Source organism: Providencia sp. PROV156 (assembly GCF_028480905.1).
GTDB lineage: Bacteria > Pseudomonadota > Gammaproteobacteria > Enterobacterales > Enterobacteriaceae > Providencia > Providencia hangzhouensis.
Window position 1 is genome coordinate 1 of the sequence record NZ_JAMPPE010000009.1, and the last position, 18957, is coordinate 18957.

Sequence of the window (18957 nt, forward strand, 5' to 3'; positions counted from 1 at the left end):
CGACTCTATTCCTTATGGAGTTCCCTCTTCACGATAAAGAAGGAACTTAAATTAAAGTAGTTAACCGATAAAAATCGATTATTTAGCGTTACGAGCTTCGATTACAGCTTGTGCAACGTTGTTTGGTGCTTCATTGTACTTCAGGAACTCCATAGAGTATGAAGCACGACCTTGTGTCTGAGAACGCAGGTCAGTAGCATAACCGAACATTTCTGACAATGGTACTTGTGCACGAACGACTTTACCAGTAGGCAGGTCATCCATACCTTCAATCATACCACGACGACGGTTCAGGTCACCAATAACATCACCCATGTAGTCTTCTGGTGTTTCCACTTCAACTTTCATGATTGGCTCAAGCAGAACTGGTTTAGCTTTTTTGAAGCCATCTTTAAACGCGATTGAAGCCGCAAGTTTAAACGCCAATTCAGAGGAGTCAACATCATGGTAAGAACCGAAATGTAAACGAACACCCATGTTAACAACCGGGTAACCAGCTAATGGACCAGATTTCAGCTGTTCTTGGATACCTTTGTCAACTGCAGGAATGTATTCAGTAGGAATTACACCACCTTTGATGTCGTTGGCAAATTCGTAATCCATTGGAACACCGTCTTTATCGTTTTTGTCCAGAGGGAACATATCGATAACGACATGACCGTACTGACCACGACCACCAGACTGTTTCGCGTGTTTACCTTCGATATCAGTCACTTTCATAGTGATTGCTTCACGGTAAGCAACTTGAGGTTTACCAACGTTCGCTTCAACTTTAAATTCACGACGCATACGGTCAACCAGAACGTCTAAGTGCAGCTCACCCATACCAGCGATGATAGTCTGATTAGTCTCTTCATCACTTGATACGCGGAAAGATGGGTCTTCTTGAGCCAAACGGCCTAATGCGATACCCATTTTTTCTTGGTCAGCTTTAGTTTTCGGTTCGATTGCAACAGAGATTACTGGCTCTGGGAATTCCATACGCTCCAGGATGATTGGTGCATCAACTGCACATAAAGTATCACCTGTAGTTACGTCTTTCAGACCGATAGCAGCCGCGATGTCACCAGCGCGAACTTCTTTAATCTCTTCACGTTTGTTAGCGTGCATCTGTACGATACGGCCAAAACGCTCTTTCTTCGCTTTAACTGCGTTCAGTACTGTGTCACCTGAGTTAACAACACCAGAGTAAACACGGAAGAACGTCAAGTTACCAACGAATGGGTCGGTTGCAATTTTAAATGCTAATGATGAGAATGGCTCATCATCACTTGCGTGACGCTCTGCAGGAGTGTCTTTACCATCGTCCAGAATACCATTAATTGCAGGTACATCTGTTGGCGCAGGTAAGTAATCAACAACTGCATCCAGCATCGCCTGAACACCTTTGTTCTTAAATGCAGAACCACAGGTAACCAGGATAATTTCGCTTGCAAGAACACGTTGACGTAATGCAGCTTTAATTTCTGCTTCAGTCAGTTCTTCACCGCCCAGATATTTTTCCATCAGTTCTTCTGATGCTTCTGCTGCGGTTTCGATCAGGTTGTTGTGCCACTCTTCAGCAGCTTCTTGCATGTTCGCAGGGATATCTTCGTATTCGAAGGTAACGCCCTGGTCTTCATCACTCCACTTGATTGCTTTCATTTTCAGCAAGTCAACAACACCAGTGAACGACTCTTCTGCGCCGACTGGTAATTGCAGTGGAACTGCGTTAGCAGCTAAACGTGATTTTAATTGCTCAACAACACGTAAGAAGTTCGCACCCATACGGTCCATTTTGTTAACGAACGCGATACGTGGAACTTTATATTTGTTAGCCTGACGCCATACAGTTTCAGACTGTGGCTGAACACCACCAACTGCACAGTAAACCATTACTGCGCCATCAAGAACACGCATAGAACGTTCTACTTCGATAGTGAAGTCAACGTGTCCCGGGGTGTCGATGATGTTGATACGGTGTGGCTCATACTGTTTTGCCATACCAGACCAGAATGCAGTAGTCGCTGCAGATGTGATAGTAATACCACGCTCTTGCTCCTGCTCCATCCAGTCCATTGTTGCAGAACCTTCGTGAGTTTCACCAATTTTATGGTTTACACCAGTATAGAACAGAATACGTTCAGAAGTTGTGGTTTTACCGGCGTCGATGTGTGCACTGATACCGATATTACGATAACGTGCTATGGGCGTTTGACGGGCCATTTTTTCCTCTCTCGTGGGCGTTCAATGCTTCATATAAAGGGTAGCAAATGGCTACCCTGAGATACATCACTAATGTAGGTAAGAAATAATTACCAACGGTAGTGTGCGAACGCCTTGTTAGCTTCTGCCATACGGTGAACGTCTTCACGTTTCTTAACAGCGGAACCTTTGTTCTCAGCAGCGTCTGATAATTCATTTGCCAGGCGAAGCGCCATAGATTTATCACCGCGTTTACGAGCAGCATCAACGATCCAACGCATTGCCAGGGCATTACGACGAACCGGGCGAACTTCAACTGGAACTTGGTAAGTTGAACCACCAACACGGCGGGATTTAACTTCCACAGTCGGACGCACGTTATCTAGTGCTAATTCGAATGCATCAAGTTCAGTTTTACCAGAACGCTGAGCAAGGGTTTCAAGTGCGTTATATACGATTGCTTCAGCAGTAGATTTTTTCCCGTCTACCATCAGGATATTTACAAATTTGGCCAGTAATTCTGATCCGAACTTAGGATCTGGAAGAATTTTACGTTGACCTATTACGCGACGACGTGGCATGGATATGACTCCGTTGTTAATTCAGGTTTGTCCAAAACTCTACGAGAGTATTTTGACATTAAGATTAAAATGTTTGGCCTTACTTAACGGAAATCCATTAAGCCTTAGGTTTTTTCGCGCCGTATTTAGAACGAGCTTGCTTACGGTCTTTAACACCAGAACAGTCCAGTGCGCCGCGAACGGTGTGATAACGCACACCTGGTAAGTCTTTAACACGACCACCACGGATAAGGATAACGGAGTGCTCCTGCAAGTTGTGGCCTTCACCACCGATGTAGGAAGAAACTTCGAAACCGTTAGTTAAACGAACACGGCATACCTTACGTAATGCTGAGTTTGGTTTCTTAGGAGTGGTAGTATATACACGAGTACATACGCCACGTTTTTGCGGGCAAGCTTCCAGTGCTGGAACGTTGCTTTTAACAACTTTCGAGCTACGAGATTTGCGTACCAGCTGATTAATAGTTGCCATTATTAAAAAAGCTCCTGGTTTTATTGCTTCGTAAACACGGATTTTGACCCCGTTCGCCAACATGACGATACACGAGGACGCGAAATTTTATTGCTGACTGGCTCAGGTGTCAAGAAATATACAACTTTTAGTGCCTTTATATGGCAAAATGTTGTTTTTGGACTTCTGTTAGCTTCACAAAACCTTGATATGTGATTACAGAAACTGCGGTTGATAGGGTATTTTGCAACCCACGAGCATTGATGTCTACATCCAAAGCGTACAACTGCGCCCCTGTTTTTTGTAGTGCAACAAGATAAGGCGACTGTGCGACTGCCGCAACCACGCCATCTTGCATCAGTAAAACGACATCTTCAGCCGTAATAAAGCCTACCATTGTAGAAAAATCACATTTAAACGGAGATGTTGCTAATGTATACAGCATAGAAAAGATCCTACTATAGATCAAAAAACAACCCAAGCTCAAAATTCACACAATAGATTAAAAATTAAGCACCACATCACATTCCGCTATTTTAGCGCTTACCTCTTTCTTGCTAAGAATTGTTGGTGTTAAAACCCATTCACAATGCTCTCCCAGCCCCCGTTCTTGTAGCGAAGAGCCGCAGAGATAAACTTTTTCAATGTCATATAACGGCAATATTTTAAATGTTACGATGTAATCTCGAGCAAGCACTTCAGCGGGATGTTGGTTTGCTAGAAGCTGATAAACACCATCAGAGAGAAAAAACACCTGAATGTCTTCTGTCAGTGCTGAAGTTGCTAATAATGCATCTAACCCTTCTCGGCCACTGGCATTTCCATGGGGCATGGTTGTAAAGACAAAAGCTATTTTTTTCACACGGTACCTTGTATTGAGCTGTTTTTAGAATTGAATCGTTCGGTCTGTAGTTATCATCGCTTCCGCAAGGCTTCCTAACCCACTCATGATAAAACCCTCAGCAAGGTTAGCCGTTGAAAGAGATAAACTTTGCGCTTGTTCTTGGTCAACAACCCCCCGCCGCAACGCAGCAGAAACACAGATATGCATTTCGCACCCAGATTGTTTTGCCAGTTCCTGCCAAGCTGAAACTAAATTGAATTCATCTGTTGCTGGTGACGTAAGCTGGTTCGCATTGAAAACGCCTTCACGATAAAAAAAGAGTGTTTTCAATATGTGCCCTTCTTGAAGAAGGGCTTTTGCAAATTGATACGCACTCGCTGCTTGTTGTGTACCATAAGCAGGGCCAGTCACAACTAAGCAGTAGGTTAACGAATTTGTATTACTCATTCACCGCTCTTGAATTGACGAATGTATAAATAAACGGTGTGTTTAGAAATGTTCAAACGGTCAGCAACTTGGTTAATGGCATCTTTAATATCGAAAATACCTTTTTCATATAGGTTAAGAACCACTTGCTTGTTTTTCGCATTATTTGAGACATTGCGATCACCGCCAACTTCTTCAATTGTGTACTCCAATGTTTGTGCGACAAGATCATCAACTGAAGAGGCAAAGTTTACATCTGAAGTAACTTCTTGCTTAGTTTCTGGAACAAACGATTGAATAATTTCAGAGAACGGCACATCTAAGTTCATATTGATACATAACAAGCCAATCACACGTTGCTTACGGTTACGAATAGCAATAGTAACGGATTTCATTAAATCACCGCTTTTTGCTTTCGTAAAATAAGCCTTCGAGACATTCGATTCTTCGTCTGCCATATCATGCAGCATTCTCAACGCTAGGTCTGTAATCGGTGAGCCGATTTTACGCCCAGTGTGCTGGCCATTTGCGATTCTGACTGCAGAGCAGTTTAGATCTTCTAAAGAGTGAAGAACAATTTCACAGTGCCCACCGATTAGCATTGCCAGACCATCCACAGCAGCTTCATACGATTTTAAAATCTCATGGTCTGTCTCAGAAAAAGGTTGGTTATCCAATATGTTAATATCGCTGAGGTCGTGTGATTGTATAGAATCAGACATTTCAACATCATCCTTCTAATGTAAAAACTCATCCTGTTGACTAAAAAGGCGTTCATTATTCGACTATTTGGCCTTCATTACTTTGTTTGTAGCCAACAATTGTGATGATAAAAAATAAAATAGAGTATTCTGAAGTTAAAACTCCACGGCGTTGCCGTCAAGCGAATGAATGCAAGACAGTCTGTTTTATCACAAGTTTTAAACAATTTGAGAGTTTTTTTGATGAGAAATATAAAAAAGCCCAAGGCATGAATGCATTGGGCATCAAAATACACTTAGCTAATGCTTAGTGAGGACTTATTTAGCAGCAGGTTTGATATCTAATAATTCAACATCAAAGACTAATGTTGAATTTGCTGGGATACCCGGCACGCCATTTTCGCCGTAAGCTAATTCAGCTGGGATAACCAACTGCATTTTGCCGCCTTTTTTCAGGTTAACTAAACCTTCAGTCCAGCCTTTAATCACTGAATTTAATGGAATTGTCAGTGGCTCATTACGTGAATATGAGCTATCGAATTCAGTACCGTCAATCAAAGAACCTTTGTAGTGAACCACAACGGTTTCATCTGCTTTAGGTTTCGCCCCTGTACCGTCTTTTTCAATTTTGTACAGTAAGCCTGATTTAGTTTTAACAACGCCTTTTTCTTTCGCGTATTTTTCGCGGTACTCAGCGCCTTTTTTCTCATTATTGGCTGATTCTTCTTTCATTTTTTTGTCGGCAGCTTCTTTGACTTGACCTTCAAACTGACGCAATGTTTCTTCAACTTCTGCATCGGTCATTTTGCTTTTGCCGTTAAATGCATCTTGGACACCAGCGAGTAATTGAGCCTTATCCAAATTAATACCAATTGTTTTTTGTTCTTCTAAAGAATTCTGCATGTAGCGGCCTAAAGACGCACCCAGTGCATACGCATTACGCTCTTCTGCGTTTTTGAATGCGCTGCTTTGTGCTTTGGCTTCCGCTGCCATCACTTGCGGAGCAGCAAAAGTAAATGCTAGCGTAGTTGCTAAAAGGCTTGCCTTAAACAGTGATTTCATCCTAGTCTCCGATAACTTTTATTCGATTATATTCGAATAGCGAACTATTCGTTTTATGGGTAGGGCTCTTTAAGTTTAGACCCCGTTACCCCATTGAGTATTAAAAAAATATAATAACTACTGAGACCACATTAACAAAAAGTCGTTTCGTCGCCTATATCTTTAACTAAAACTTATCTATTGATTTGTAATGTTCAGTTATTATGATGGTTTAATTACGATATAAACGCTTAAGGAGAGTCGAATATGGACTCATCTGATACATTTGAACAACGCTTAGAACTTTTAGAAAGTAAAGTTGCCTTTCAAGAACTGGCGATTGAACAACTAAACCAGGTTATTACTGACCAACAAATGCAAATGAGCCGTCTGCAGGAACATTTACGCATTGTAGCTGAAAGGCTGAAATCATCCCAAGATTCTCACTTAGCAAGGCCTGAAGAAGAAACGCCGCCACCACATTATTAATTTAAAATGCGAACCTATTGATTTTAAATTAAAAAAAGGAAGCTTTCGCTTCCTTTTTTTTTACAAACACTAATACGAAGTATTAGTGGCAGCCGCAGCCGCCTTGTTTGTGACCGTGTCCGTGACCTTCACCGCCACCGCAGCAACCGCCTTCTGAACCGTGGCTATGACCGCCACCGCCACAGCAACCACCTTCGTGGTCGTGGTCATGGTCGTGACCACCTGCACCATGGACGTGGCCATGTGCGATTTCTTCTTCTGTTGCTTCACGGATAGCCATGATTTCAACATTAAATTTCAGGTTTTGACCTGCTAACATGTGGTTACCGTCAACGATAACTTCATCACCTTCGATACCTGTAATTTCAACAGGAACTGGGCCCATGTCAGTGTCAGCTAAGAAACGCATGCCGACTTCTAGCTCATCAACGCCCATAAATACATCTTTAGGAACACGTTGAACTAAGTTGTCATCGTATTGGCCATATGCATCGTCTGAAGCGACTTCAACATCGAAGTTTTCGCCAACAGAGCGACCTTCTAATGCTTTTTCTAAACCTGAAATTAAAGACCCACGACCATGCAAATAGTCCATTGGCGCGCTTGCTGGCGACTCATCAACTAAAACACCGTCTTCTGTTCTTACTTGATAAGCCAAGCTGACCACCAAGTCTTTTGCTACTTTCATGACATCTCCTACTACCCGTAAGGGAAAAATTTTTGCCAATTGTACCGAAAAACTATAGTGATGTATTGAGAATTGACAAATTTCTATTATTCAGGTGTAAAAATTCCAATAACCTGCTCTTTTTGCCTAACATGTCCCGTTGCTTCATCCCCTGCTTGGCGTTGCTGATCGCCGCAATTGACACACTCGACAACATCAATTTTATCTTCACGCCACATCATTAATGTGTCTTGTGACTTGCACTTAGGGCACGTCGCCCCGGCAATAAAGCGTTTACGTGTTGAAGCCATTTCTAACCCTTATTGTTCATTATTCCAGCTATGAGGCTGCCGATGTTCTCTTTGCATTTCCTTCTCAAAGAGTTCATTCAGTTCACGACGTGCCTCTTTAATGCGTGAAATTTGCCCGCTATCACTATTTTCATTCTCTGGGTAAATATCTCTAAGCATTTTCATGTCTAAACGGCGGAAATGCTGCTTCGCGCGATAAGCTTTATGAGGATGCATCCCTGTGCTAACAAGCGCTTTGCTTCCTAATTCAAGTGCGCTCGAGAATGTTTCACGGCTAAAATCAGTCACTCCACTTTGTAATAGCTCATGGGCCTCAAGGCGACCTTTAGCACGTGCAATAATATGCAAGTTAGGGAAGTTTTCTTGGCAAATTTGCACAATTTCCATCACTTCTTCAGGCACATCACTGGTGATGACGATAGATTTTGCTTTATCGGCTCCTGCTGAGCGTAATAATTGCAGTTCACGTGCATCACCGTAATAGACCGTATAGCCGTAGCGACGCATGGTACTAATCGCCGTAACATCTTGTTCTAGTACTGTAATTTTAACCTTATTCGCCATTAATAAGCGGCCAACCACCTGCCCCATGCGACCAAAACCGACCAAAATAACATGTGGGTCATTGTCTTCTACAAATGGTTTTTCGCTCGAGGCTGGTTGTTGATTATACCGGTAGTTTAAATAGGCATCTATCAACTGCATCACAAGTGGAGTAGTCATCATCGAAAGTGTGACAACTACCAGTAATAAGTCCATCTGCCGTTCATTTATCACACTTGCACCAAAAGCAGTTGCATAGATCACAAAAGCAAATTCACCACCTTGGCTAAGCACCCCGGAAAATTGAGCTCTTGCTCCATTTCGAAGCCTAGCGGCTAAACTCAGTCCGTAAAGCACTAACGCTTTAACTGCGACTAATACTGCAACAGCAATCAATACTTGTGGTAAATAGGCCCACAACACATCTAAATTCAATGACATACCTACTGAGATAAAAAATAGCCCCAGTAGCAGACCTTTAAACGGTTCGATATTAATTTCCAGCTCATGGCGGAACTCTGTTTCCGCTAACATGACCCCTGCCATAAAGGTTCCCAGAGCCATAGAAAACCCAAGGCTTTCCATAATGAGTGCGGAACCTAATACCACCAGCAGCGCTGCAGCCGTAAAAATTTCATGTACCCCAGATTTAGCGGCAAGCCTGAACATCGGCCGTAATAAATAGCGGCCAACTACCCATAAACCTGCGAACGCCACTATCTTCAAGCCAATTTTTTGCCAATCACTGGTTGCTGAGTCCCCAGCTAGCAACGGGATCAGTGCCATGATTGGGATCACGGCCATATCTTGGAAAAGTAAAACAGAAAAACCAAGTTGCCCGCTTTCTTTGTTGGACATCCCTTTTTCGTTCATCAACTGAAGTGCCATTGCCGTTGATGACATCGCCATTCCTAATCCACCAACAATGGCAGCTTGCCAAGAAAATTTGGCTAAAAACAACAGTGACGCCATGATAGCCGCAGTGACAACCACTTGAAGCGTACCTACACCGAAAATCGAGCGCCTAAGCTCCCATAATTTAGAAGGTTTTAGCTCTAACCCGATGAGAAACATCAGGAACACCACTCCCATTTCGGAGAAGTGCAAAATATCATCAACATTACGAATAAAGCCAAAAACAAATGGCCCAATCATGATCCCGGCAAGCAAATACCCCAGTACAGCACCTAAGCGGATTTTTTGTGCAATAGGTACCATGACTACCCCTGCGCAGAGGAAGATGATAACGGATTCAAATAGCCCTAGTTCTGACATTAGGATAACCCTCCCGCACCTAGCGGCTGTTGCATCCATTGGCGGTAGTCATCGATAATCTGTTCAAATCGTTCTTTAGGCTGCCGACGTGCTGCATAAATAATGGTTGGTTCCAACCACTGCATATCACACATTAGTGCGGTCAATTCAAATGGGCGAAGTATTTCTGTAAGTGGATAATGGTTATATCCATCATATTGGTAAGCGTGAACAGGCTCGCCTGTGGTAATCACAGAACGCCAGTATTTGCCTTTTAATTTTTGGTACCCTACATCGGTCGCAAAACGGCGGGTTAACACGCGGTCAAACCACTCTTTCAACAACGCAGGGCAACTATATGTATAGAGAGGATGTTGAAAAATAATGATATCGTGCTGGCACAGTAATTTTTGTTCCGCGGTTACATCAATAAAATAATCTGGATAAATTGCGTATAAATCGTGTACAGTCACATGGTCAAAATCACGCACTGCCTCCAATAACGCCTTATTTGCCATCGATTCGTCGGGGTCCGGGTGAGCGTAGACCACCAGCACTTTCGGTGTATTTGACATCTTTCCCTCCTCAAAGGCGTGTCAGACGGAACATTTTCCGTTACCATGCTGCCTGCTATACTCGTCATACTTCACGTTGCTGTGTTGTTGACTACGCGCATTCGCACTAGTCACCTACTTAAGTAGGCTCCTAGCGACTCATGTGCTTGTCGCCTAACAGCACCGTAAATTATTTAGAGTATATACGTTGATAATCTAACATATTTTTAATAGACGGTTGCTATGATTGTTTTCTCTTCACTCCAAATTCGCCGAGGTGTTCGTGTCCTACTGGACAATGCCACTGCGACTATTAACCCCGGCCAAAAAGTTGGTTTAGTGGGTAAAAACGGCTGCGGTAAATCGACACTTCTTGCGTTATTAAAAGGCGAATTACAAGCTGAAGCAGGTTCTGCAACCTTTCCAAGCAATTGGTCCATGGCATGGGTGAACCAAGAAACCCCTGCCCTTGATGTGCCCGCTCTTGAATATGTGATTGATGGTGATCGCGAGTTTCGAGCTTTAGAGCAAAAACTTCAACAAGCCAATGAAAAAAATGACGGCCATGCCATCGCTGTGGTTCATGGGCAACTTGATGCCATTGATGCATGGACCATCCGCTCCCGTGCAGCCAGTTTGCTACATGGTTTAGGTTTCAGCCAAGCGCAATTAAACTCTCCAGTAAAATCATTTTCCGGTGGATGGCGGATGCGTTTAAACTTGGCACAAGCCTTGTTATGCCGCTCAGATTTGTTGCTGCTCGATGAGCCAACCAACCACCTTGATTTAGATGCAGTAATTTGGTTAGAAAAATGGTTGAAAAGCTACCAAGGCACCCTGATTTTGATTTCCCATGATAGGGATTTCCTCGACCCGATTATTGATAAAGTGCTGCATATCGAACAAGAAACCATGTTCGAATACACGGGCAACTACTCTTCATTTGAACGTCAGCGCGCAACAAAACTGGCTCAGCAGCAAGCACTATATGAAAGCCAGCAGGCTAAAGCTGCACACTTGCAAAGTTATATTGACCGTTTTAGAGTGCAAGCCACCAAAGCTAAACAAGCACAAAGCCGCATTAAGATGCTTGAAAGAATGGAAATGGTTGCCCCAGCTCATGTGGATAACCCATTCCATTTTTCATTCCGTAAACCAGAAAGCTTACCGAATCCATTATTAAAAATGGAAAAAGTCAGCGCAGGCTATGGTGAAAAAGTCATCTTACAATCCATCAAGCTGAACTTAGTACCAGGCTCACGTATTGGATTATTAGGCCGAAATGGTGCAGGTAAATCCACATTAATTAAGATGTTAGCGGGCGATTTGCCACCGTTACAGGGGGAAATTTCCCTCGCAAAAGGGATTAAACTCGGTTATTTCGCCCAGCACCAATTAGAATATTTGCACCCTGAAGAATCCCCTTTGCAGCATCTTGCTCGCCTTGCCCCTGAGCAAACTGAGCAACAATTACGTGACTATTTAGGGGGCTTCGGTTTTAAAGGCGACCAAGTCACTGACCCAAGCGGCCGTTTTTCTGGTGGGGAAAAAGCGCGCTTAGTTCTCGCATTAATCGTCTGGCAACGCCCTAATTTACTGCTGCTCGATGAACCAACCAACCACTTGGACTTAGATATGCGACAAGCGCTTACTGAAGCCTTAATGGCCTTCGAAGGTGCTTTAGTTGTCGTTTCCCATGATAGGCATTTACTGCGCACCACTACCGATGAACTGTATTTGGTCCACGGCGGTACTGTAGAGCAGTTTGATGGTGATTTAGAAGATTACCAACAATGGCTGGCAGAGCAAAATAAGCTCGAATTACAGCAAGCACGTGATCAACAAGAGAAAGATAAGCCAGCAGCCGCTGCAACGGTGACGGCACAAGATAGAAAAGACCAAAAACGTCGTGAAGCGGAGTTCCGCCAACTGACTCAACCGATCCGCAAAAAAATCACGGAATTGGAAAAGCAGATGGATAAGCACTCGAATGCCCTAAATGAGCTAGAAACAAAACTTTCTGATGCAGCCATCTATGAACAAGATAAAAAAGCTGAATTGACGGAATGTTTGAAAAAACAAACTGAACATAAAGCCGCGCTTGAAGATGTCGAAATGGAGTGGATGGAACTGCAAGAGCAGTTAGAAACCATGACTAGTGAGTTTGAATTAAATTAATTCGTTATAAAACATCACAATCCATTAAAATCACGAAAAGCTATCTTTTGATAGCTTTTCGTTTTTATCATTACTGAATCTTATTCTTTCACACACATCACATAATACTGGCCATCAATAATTTCAGTACCTTCGGTTTCATGTTCAAAACCCGGAAATTCGCTATCCCACGCTTGAAGACTATGCAAATAGCCGATATGCGGGCTATTTTTATCGCCAAAACTTTCACCTGATAACAACATAGGAATACCCGGTGGATAGGGAATAATCGAGTTAGCCGCAATACGTCCGGCTAGTTTATCTAAAGGAACCGCCTCAACGCGGTTAGCAACAATTTCTTGATAGGCATCGCGTGGGCTCATCATCACGGCGGGGAGTTGCTCATAAGCCTGATTTAACTGGCCACCTGGGTTATTTTTTTGTAGATACACAAACATTTTATTGCCTAAATCACGTAGCCCCATCTCGCCATAGATCTCAGGAGACGCTTCAACCACTTCAGGTAATACCTTTTTCAGTGCCGTATTGTTGTCATAATGGCGCTTAAACGACAGCAGCGCATTGACCAGGGTTCCCCATTTTCCTTTTGTGATCCCCATAGAAAACAAGAACATAATTTGGAAATCAGTCGTGCGGGTTGGTACAATACCATAGTGGTTTAACCATGCCGTGACTAACGCGGCTGGGACGCCGCTATCCAGTAATTTACCGTCATCTCCCATTCCCGGCGACAAAATACTCACCTTAATCGGGTCAAGCATCGCCCAATTTTCAGGGATATCTTTAAAACCATGCCATTTATCTTCAGGGTTCATCACCCAGCAGCTTTGCTCTTTCATCAACAGCTCAACAGGCGCATCTTCAAAAGCATAGCGCTTGCCTGTTGCTGGGTCTTTCACCATTTCTTGATTCCATGGTTTGAAAAACCACTCATCGTCATTGATAAATTCTTTGTATAGGTAGCCCAGTGATTGACGGAAGTCGATAGCTTCACGGATGACTTCATCAGTGAGTGAACGCCCACTATTACCGTCCATCATGTCTGCGGCAATATCATTTGAAGCGCAAATTGCATATAGCGGCGAAGTGGTCGCATGCATATGATAGGCTTGGTTAAAACGATTAAAATCAATCGCATTACGGCCATTTCGAATGTGGATAAATGAAGCTTGTGAAAGTGCATTCAATAATTTGTGCGTAGAGTGAGTTGCAAAAACGGTGGGCTCATCGTCTGTTCTAGGGTCATCACGCATCGCAAAGTGGTCGCGATAGATAGGGTTAAAGCGTGCGTAGCCGTACCATGCCTCGTCGAAATGGATTCTATCCAATGATTCATCCAGCAAATCCTGTACTTTACGTGCGTGATAACATACGCCATCGTAAGTACAGTTGGTTACGACGCTATATGCAGGACGTTTGCCTATTTTATCCGACGTTAATGGATTTTTAGCGATTTTTTCAGTAATCGCTTCGGGTGTCATTTCTTGAGGGTAAATTGGGCCAATGATGCCATAACGATTACGGCTTGGTGTCATATAAACCGGTTTTGCCCCTGTTAAGATCAAACCTTGCTCAATAGATTTGTGGCAGTTACGGTCAATCACAACAACATCATTATCTGTCATACAAGCTTGCATAATCGTTCGGTTCGAACCCGATGTTCCCACAACCACGGAGTAAGATTGGTCAGCACCAAATATACGCGCAGCATTCCTTTCACACTCACCAAATGCGCCGGTATGGTCTAACAGTGAACCCACAGCAACCCGCTCAATACCGATATCCGTCCGAAATAAGTTTTCACCAAAGAAATCATGATAAATGCGACCTGCGGGAGTTTTGGTGAACCCAACACCACCTTGATGCCCCGGTGCTGCCCATGAATATTCATGTACATCACTGTATTTAATCAAACTTTTCATCAAAGGGGGCAGTAAATTGGCGCGGTAGCGGATGATCGCGGCAAGGACACGACCTGCAATAAAATCTGCGGAGTCTTCTAAAATCCATGCAAATTCATCGACTTGTTCCATCATTTTGCGGTCGAATGCCGTCAAAGCTTCTTCACGATCACTTAATAAAAATACGGGGACATCTTCTTGCCTACGGTGAAGTTGGGTAATTAACTGATGTGCCTGAGTTTGTTCTTGCTTGTCTGACATATCACGGCCATATAACAAGCAGTCAATGCTGGTATTTGACCGAATGTATGCCATTCCATCTTCAAAATTACGAATGATCACGGTTTCTACGTGCTCATCGTTAAGTTCACTGGCGAGTCTTGCTACGGCATGGCTAATAACGGAGTCGTCATCAGTTAATTCCGTATAAACTATGAGTGCTCTCATCAATAACTCCCTTTTAACTTTTTAAAATCAAAATACTTATAATATTAGTCTTAACGTAAATAAGGTTTTATTGCAAAGTTATCGATGAGAATTCAAGCCGCCAGCTATTCATCTAATTTATTAATTACTACTCTTGCATTCATAACCAACGACTTCGCTTTCGCTTCTCTTCGTTGTAATAACGCCATAAAGATCAAGTCTGTTAGCGTATTTTGTGCGGTTCTTGAAGAAATTGATGAACTACGCCATTCATCTTCCTCCGCGATACTTTCAAGAACATAATCAGCAAGTTGCCCCAAGGGGGAATCACAATCACGAGTAATCGCGATGACGCATGCCCCTTGCTTACGCGCAATATTCGCTGCTGTTAGCATGTCTTTACGTCTTCCTGTAAAAGAAATAACGATTTGTACATCATGAGTATTGAGAGTCAGCGCCGCAGTAATTTGCACATGGTGGTCTGACTCCACAAGTGTTGTGATACCAATTTTTTGTAATTTGTAACTGAGGTCTTTTGCGGTTAAACCTGACCCACCAATCCCGACAATCTGTACTCGCTGTGATTGGTCTATTCGCTCAACAATGCGTTCAAACTGCTTGAAATCAATCAATTTTGTTGTTTCTGTAATGGAGTGATTTTTTTCCATTGCTAGTTTCTGAGCAACAACCATCAAGTTATCATCAGGCGCAATACGGTTATGTAGAGCAGAATGAGGCGCTCCATCTTTGAGTTGTTGGCGCCCAATAATCTCGCTAAGTGCAAGTTTCAAAGCGGGATACCCCTTTACACCAACTTTCTGACTAAACTTAACGATGGCTGATTGGCTAACATCTAAAATTTCCGCTAATTGCTGAGACGACAAATTTAGTACATTTTCGGGATTTTCAAGGATAAATTGGGCAATTTTGCGTTGGTTTTCCGCTAATCGCGGTAGTGAGTAGGTAATGATGTCCAATAATGTCATGGTGACCTCTAATAATAATTGTAATAGCCAGACCTATAGATAAAAAAATAATAATAAATTATTCCTCAATCAAGCCACTGATACCTGATGAATAATACTTATAATTCAAAGAGTCGTGACTTTAGCTTATAAAATTAATCACAAAATATTCTTGTATATTCACAAGTTAGAATAGATAGCACCGTGATGTTAATCACATATAAGGAATAAATAATTCCTTATATTAGCCCAATAACTGATTTAGGAGCAATTTTTATGACTATCGACTTAAGCAAAATGGTAACTGAAAGCCGCAATGCAGCCAGTACTAATATCGACCAACTATCAACGGCTGAAATGCTGAAGGTCATTAATGATGAGGATAAGCTCGTTCCGTTAGCAGTTGAAAAAGTGCTCCCTGAAATTGCTCAACTGGTTGATAAAGTCGCAGAGGCTTTCTTAAAAGGCGGTCGTCTGATTTATTCAGGTGCAGGAACCTCTGGCCGTTTAGGGATCCTTGATGCCAGTGAGTGCCCGCCAACTTATGGGACGCCACATGAACAAGTTGTGGGTTTAATCGCCGGTGGCCATCAAGCTATTTTCCGTGCCGTAGAAAATGCAGAAGATAAGCCTGAACTGGGTGAACAAGACCTCAAAGATATTCAATTTAATGATAATGATGTGTTAGTTGGTATCGCAGCCAGTGGGCGAACGCCTTATGTATTAGGCGCTTTAGCTTACGCGAAGGCTGTTGGTGCAACAACAGCGGCCATTAGCTGTAACCCAAATAGCCCAATTGCCAATGCCGCAGATATTGCTATTACTCCCATTGTAGGTGCAGAGGTTGTCACCGGTTCTTCACGCATGAAAGCAGGAACAGCACAAAAATTAGTGCTGAATATGATCACCACTGGGGCGATGATCCGTATTGGAAAGGTGTTTGGTAATTTAATGGTCGATGTCGAAGCAACAAATGCCAAACTCATTGAAAGACAAACTAAAATTGTGATGGAAGCAACCGACTGCGACCGAACTACCGCAGAGACCGCCCTTCAACAATGTAACCGGCACTGCAAAACTGCCATTTTAATGGTGTTATCGGGTTTAAATGCCGATGACGCACGTCAACTACTCTTAGATAACAACGGTTTTATTCGTACGGCTCTCAATATGGCCTCATCCGCCTAACTTGCGGACTTCAATGGGATAAATAGTATGGCTAAAATAACAATAGAAATGATACAGCAGATCCTGCAACACGTTGGAGGACGCCGTAATATTAAATTAGCGGGCAATTGTATGACCCGTTTGCGGCTCACACTCAACAATGACCAGCTAGTCGATAAAGCTGCACTCAAACAAATTGCAGGAGTGCTTGGCGTTATTGAAAGTGATGAACAACTGCAAGTGATCCTTGGCCCAGGTAAAGCGCAAACTGCCGCGGACTTGATGAACCAACTTTTAGATAGTGATGAAGAGGATAACCACGAAGCAGCAGCCCAGCCTCAGGATCTGAACGATATTGCATCCGCAAATAAGCAGCAACTGAAAAAGAAACAAACCAGTGCCGTTCACCGATTTTTATCCAAATTTGCCACCATATTTACTCCGCTAATTCCAGGTTTTATTGCTGCGGGCTTACTATTAGGTTTTGCAACTCTGGCGAAACAAACCTATTTTCCAGCAGGGCTCCCGACAAAACCTGAAGAGCAGACCCTACTCGTACATACGATTCTGTATATGTCGGTATTTAGCAAAGGGCTGTTTAGCTTCCTAAGTATTCTTATCGGTTATAACACTCAAAAAGCCTTTGGCGGTAGCGCAGTAAATGGCGCCATCATTGCTTCACTGTTTGTTCTTGGGTACAACCCTGAAATAGCTAAGGGGTTCTATTCTGATATGAATAGCTTCTTCGGGTTGGCTATCGACCCAAGAGGTAACATTATTGGGGTATTAATTGCGTGTATTTTTGGGGCATGGGTCGAAAAACAAGTCCGTAAAATTATTCCAGCTAACCTTGATATGATTTTAACTTCAACAATTACCTTGTTAATTGTTGGTGCTGCAGTGTTTATCTTCATCATGCCAATTGGCAGTTGGTTATTCTCTGGTATGTCATGGCTTTTTGTTCATTTAAGCAGCAACCCATTCGGAACCGCTATACTTGCTGGGCTATTCTTAATTGCAGTAATGTTTGGCGTGCACCAAGGTTTTGTTCCGGTATATATGGCACTCGTTGAAACCCAAGGCTTTAACTCACTTTTCCCTATCCTAGCAATGGCTGGTGGTGGGCAAGTTGGTGCAGCGATGGCGTTGTACGTTAAAGCCGCAAAAGATTCAGTATTACGTAACCAAATTCGTGGAGCTATCATTCCAGGTTTCTTAGGTGTCGGTGAACCACTTATCTACGGTGTAACCCTTCCTCGGATGAAGCCGTTTGTCACCGCATGTTTAGGCGGTGCTGCTGGGGGGTTCTTTGTTGGACTCGTGGCTTGGATGGGTTTACCCGTTGGTTTAAATACTGTCTTTGGCCCGTCTGGCTTAGTCGCTATCCCAATGATGACCTCTGCTGATGGCGTGTTCCCAGGGATGTTAGTTTATGTGGGCGGGTTATTCGTTTCCTATTTATTCGGTTTTATTTTTACCTACTTTTTCGGCACTAAAAACGTCGATTTAGATTAATCGCCTCCCTTACATGTAAAAAGCAGCCCATGGGCTGCTTTTTGATGGGTCATATAAACTGCACTTTTATCAGAAAATCATTCCAACCAAATCAGGGGAACGCACAAAGCCGTTAACATCCCCATCACCCAGTTAAAAATAAACCAAGCACGGCGGCTACGTAAAAATAGGCTGATTAATGAACCAAACCCCATCCAAATTAAACCCGCCACTAAGTTAACTACCACAAATGCAATACTCATCATTAAAATAGATTGGGTAAATAATTCACCGGGGAGGCTAAATCCCCCGACAGCGCCTAGCCCCATCATCCATGCTTTGGGGTTTAAAAACTGTAATAAGCCGCCTTGATACCAAGTAATGCTTTTCGCAACTTCGCTATTCGTCTTCAGTGGTGCATAATTTGCCGTCGCTGTTTTCCATGCTAGCCATAGCAAATATAGACTTCCGGCGAATTTTAAGGCGACATGAAGCGCAGGATAGAGCAATAAAAGTGCAGCAACCCCGAATGCGGAGAGATAGAGTATTGACTGCATCCCTAACATAATACCAAGGCATAATATTATTGTATGGCGAAAACCGTAGTTTGCTGCACTTGACGTTAGCAACATATTGTTAGGGCCGGGAGTGACTGCAGCAATGAATAAAAACGTAAAAAGAGAAAAAACCAGCCCCAATGTCATTTATAATTTAGCCTCAAACTCAAATTTGTTTACTTGCATCACAAAAAAATAACAGTATGTTATGTGACTCACAAGA

The 18957-nt window shown here is 42.9% G+C and carries 19 protein-coding genes; 4 read left to right on the forward strand and 15 right to left on the reverse strand.

Features of this window, described 5'->3' with window-relative positions:
• Positions 1–78: 78 nt before the first annotated feature.
• From fusA to fkpA, 8 genes are all read right to left on the reverse strand, one after another.
• Positions 79–2205: an elongation factor G gene (gene fusA, locus PSF31_RS08415; protein WP_004262483.1), complete on the reverse strand. Its 2127-nt coding sequence runs from the start codon at positions 2203–2205 to the stop codon at positions 79–81.
• Between the two features lie 89 nt (positions 2206–2294).
• Entirely contained in the window at positions 2295–2765 is a 471-nt protein-coding gene (gene rpsG / locus PSF31_RS08420; protein ID WP_004262486.1) for a 30S ribosomal protein S7, read from the reverse strand.
• Between the two features lie 97 nt (positions 2766–2862).
• Positions 2863–3237: a 30S ribosomal protein S12 gene (gene rpsL, locus PSF31_RS08425; RefSeq protein WP_004265905.1), complete on the reverse strand. Its 375-nt coding sequence runs from the start codon at positions 3235–3237 to the stop codon at positions 2863–2865.
• Positions 3238–3373: 136 nt separating this feature from the next.
• Positions 3374–3661, reverse strand: coding sequence for a sulfurtransferase complex subunit TusB (gene tusB, locus PSF31_RS08430; protein WP_036958589.1), 288 nt, complete (start codon positions 3659–3661; stop codon positions 3374–3376).
• Positions 3662–3718: 57 nt separating this feature from the next.
• Entirely contained in the window at positions 3719–4078 is a 360-nt protein-coding gene (gene tusC, locus PSF31_RS08435; protein WP_004262499.1) for a sulfurtransferase complex subunit TusC, read from the reverse strand.
• 24 nt (positions 4079–4102) lie between these two features.
• Positions 4103–4507: a sulfurtransferase complex subunit TusD gene (tusD, locus tag PSF31_RS08440; RefSeq protein ID WP_096863575.1), complete on the reverse strand. Its 405-nt coding sequence runs from the start codon at positions 4505–4507 to the stop codon at positions 4103–4105.
• The gene (locus PSF31_RS08445) at positions 4504–5208 is read right to left on the reverse strand and encodes a helix-turn-helix transcriptional regulator (RefSeq protein ID WP_004262503.1); all 705 of its coding nucleotides are present in this window, start codon (positions 5206–5208) and stop codon (positions 4504–4506) included. The genes tusD and PSF31_RS08445 overlap by 4 nt, the downstream gene beginning before the upstream one ends.
• Before the next feature lie 297 nt (positions 5209–5505).
• Complete coding sequence (gene fkpA / locus PSF31_RS08450) at positions 5506–6249, reverse strand: FKBP-type peptidyl-prolyl cis-trans isomerase (RefSeq protein ID WP_004262506.1); 744 nt, start codon at positions 6247–6249, stop codon at positions 5506–5508.
• A 246-nt stretch (positions 6250–6495) separates the two neighbouring features.
• Between fkpA and PSF31_RS08455 the strand changes: the two genes are divergently transcribed.
• Entirely contained in the window at positions 6496–6717 is a 222-nt protein-coding gene (locus PSF31_RS08455) for a SlyX family protein (protein ID WP_004262507.1), read from the forward strand.
• An 82-nt stretch (positions 6718–6799) separates the two neighbouring features.
• Here PSF31_RS08455 and slyD read toward each other — a convergent pair whose 3' ends face one another.
• From slyD to kefG, 4 genes are all read right to left on the reverse strand, one after another.
• On the reverse strand, positions 6800–7405 hold the full coding sequence (gene slyD / locus PSF31_RS08460; protein WP_004262508.1) for a peptidylprolyl isomerase: 606 nt from the start codon (positions 7403–7405) through the stop codon (positions 6800–6802).
• A gap of 86 nt (positions 7406–7491) precedes the next feature.
• A complete protein-coding gene (locus tag PSF31_RS08465) occupies positions 7492–7695 on the reverse strand; it encodes a YheV family putative zinc ribbon protein (protein ID WP_004262510.1) in 204 nt (67 codons plus the stop codon).
• Between the two features lie 9 nt (positions 7696–7704).
• Complete coding sequence (kefB, locus tag PSF31_RS08470) at positions 7705–9513, reverse strand: glutathione-regulated potassium-efflux system protein KefB (RefSeq protein ID WP_004262513.1); 1809 nt, start codon at positions 9511–9513, stop codon at positions 7705–7707.
• A complete protein-coding gene (gene kefG, locus PSF31_RS08475) occupies positions 9513–10067 on the reverse strand; it encodes a glutathione-regulated potassium-efflux system ancillary protein KefG (protein WP_004262516.1) in 555 nt (184 codons plus the stop codon). Before kefG ends, kefB begins: the two co-directional genes overlap by 1 nt.
• A gap of 222 nt (positions 10068–10289) precedes the next feature.
• Between kefG and PSF31_RS08480 the strand changes: the two genes are divergently transcribed.
• Positions 10290–12224: an ABC transporter ATP-binding protein gene (locus PSF31_RS08480; protein ID WP_096863574.1), complete on the forward strand. Its 1935-nt coding sequence runs from the start codon at positions 10290–10292 to the stop codon at positions 12222–12224.
• Between the two features lie 80 nt (positions 12225–12304).
• On the opposite strand, the gene adiA is transcribed toward PSF31_RS08480, so the two are convergent.
• Together adiA and PSF31_RS08490 are read right to left on the reverse strand one after the other, a co-directional pair.
• The gene (gene adiA, locus PSF31_RS08485) at positions 12305–14572 is read right to left on the reverse strand and encodes an arginine decarboxylase (RefSeq protein WP_096863573.1); all 2268 of its coding nucleotides are present in this window, start codon (positions 14570–14572) and stop codon (positions 12305–12307) included.
• A gap of 104 nt (positions 14573–14676) precedes the next feature.
• The gene (locus tag PSF31_RS08490) at positions 14677–15537 is read right to left on the reverse strand and encodes a MurR/RpiR family transcriptional regulator (RefSeq protein WP_096863572.1); all 861 of its coding nucleotides are present in this window, start codon (positions 15535–15537) and stop codon (positions 14677–14679) included.
• A 255-nt stretch (positions 15538–15792) separates the two neighbouring features.
• Here PSF31_RS08490 and murQ point away from each other — a divergent pair, with 255 nt between their 5' ends.
• A complete protein-coding gene (gene murQ / locus PSF31_RS08495) occupies positions 15793–16704 on the forward strand; it encodes an N-acetylmuramic acid 6-phosphate etherase (RefSeq protein WP_004262531.1) in 912 nt (303 codons plus the stop codon).
• A 27-nt stretch (positions 16705–16731) separates the two neighbouring features.
• Positions 16732–18198, forward strand: coding sequence for a PTS N-acetylmuramic acid transporter subunit IIBC (gene murP / locus PSF31_RS08500; protein ID WP_004262534.1), 1467 nt, complete (start codon positions 16732–16734; stop codon positions 18196–18198).
• A 77-nt stretch (positions 18199–18275) separates the two neighbouring features.
• Here murP and PSF31_RS08505 read toward each other — a convergent pair whose 3' ends face one another.
• Entirely contained in the window at positions 18276–18881 is a 606-nt protein-coding gene (locus PSF31_RS08505; RefSeq protein ID WP_096863571.1) for a LysE family translocator, read from the reverse strand.
• Between the last annotated feature and the right edge of the window lie 76 nt (positions 18882–18957).

What these genes read in the sequence shown, in the direction of transcription:
- PSF31_RS08490 (WP_096863572.1), bottom strand. Translation starts at nt 15,537, where the DNA reads ATGACATTATTGGACATCATTACCTACTCACTACCGCGATTAGCGGAA.
- adiA (WP_096863573.1), bottom strand. Translation starts at nt 14,572, where the DNA reads ATGAGAGCACTCATAGTTTATACGGAATTAACTGATGACGACTCCGTT.
- rpsL (WP_004265905.1), bottom strand. Translation starts at nt 3,237, where the DNA reads ATGGCAACTATTAATCAGCTGGTACGCAAATCTCGTAGCTCGAAAGTT.
- fkpA (WP_004262506.1), bottom strand. Translation starts at nt 6,249, where the DNA reads ATGAAATCACTGTTTAAGGCAAGCCTTTTAGCAACTACGCTAGCATTT.
- PSF31_RS08445 (WP_004262503.1), bottom strand. Translation starts at nt 5,208, where the DNA reads ATGTCTGATTCTATACAATCACACGACCTCAGCGATATTAACATATTG.
- tusD (WP_096863575.1), bottom strand. Translation starts at nt 4,507, where the DNA reads ATGAGTAATACAAATTCGTTAACCTACTGCTTAGTTGTGACTGGCCCT.
- kefG (WP_004262516.1), bottom strand. Translation starts at nt 10,067, where the DNA reads ATGTCAAATACACCGAAAGTGCTGGTGGTCTACGCTCACCCGGACCCC.
- murP (WP_004262534.1), top strand. Translation starts at nt 16,732, where the DNA reads ATGGCTAAAATAACAATAGAAATGATACAGCAGATCCTGCAACACGTT.
- rpsG (WP_004262486.1), bottom strand. Translation starts at nt 2,765, where the DNA reads ATGCCACGTCGTCGCGTAATAGGTCAACGTAAAATTCTTCCAGATCCT.
- PSF31_RS08505 (WP_096863571.1), bottom strand. Translation starts at nt 18,881, where the DNA reads ATGACATTGGGGCTGGTTTTTTCTCTTTTTACGTTTTTATTCATTGCT.
- PSF31_RS08455 (WP_004262507.1), top strand. Translation starts at nt 6,496, where the DNA reads ATGGACTCATCTGATACATTTGAACAACGCTTAGAACTTTTAGAAAGT.
- slyD (WP_004262508.1), bottom strand. Translation starts at nt 7,405, where the DNA reads ATGAAAGTAGCAAAAGACTTGGTGGTCAGCTTGGCTTATCAAGTAAGA.
- PSF31_RS08465 (WP_004262510.1), bottom strand. Translation starts at nt 7,695, where the DNA reads ATGGCTTCAACACGTAAACGCTTTATTGCCGGGGCGACGTGCCCTAAG.
- PSF31_RS08480 (WP_096863574.1), top strand. Translation starts at nt 10,290, where the DNA reads ATGATTGTTTTCTCTTCACTCCAAATTCGCCGAGGTGTTCGTGTCCTA.
- fusA (WP_004262483.1), bottom strand. Translation starts at nt 2,205, where the DNA reads ATGGCCCGTCAAACGCCCATAGCACGTTATCGTAATATCGGTATCAGT.
- kefB (WP_004262513.1), bottom strand. Translation starts at nt 9,513, where the DNA reads ATGTCAGAACTAGGGCTATTTGAATCCGTTATCATCTTCCTCTGCGCA.
- murQ (WP_004262531.1), top strand. Translation starts at nt 15,793, where the DNA reads ATGACTATCGACTTAAGCAAAATGGTAACTGAAAGCCGCAATGCAGCC.
- tusB (WP_036958589.1), bottom strand. Translation starts at nt 3,661, where the DNA reads ATGCTGTATACATTAGCAACATCTCCGTTTAAATGTGATTTTTCTACA.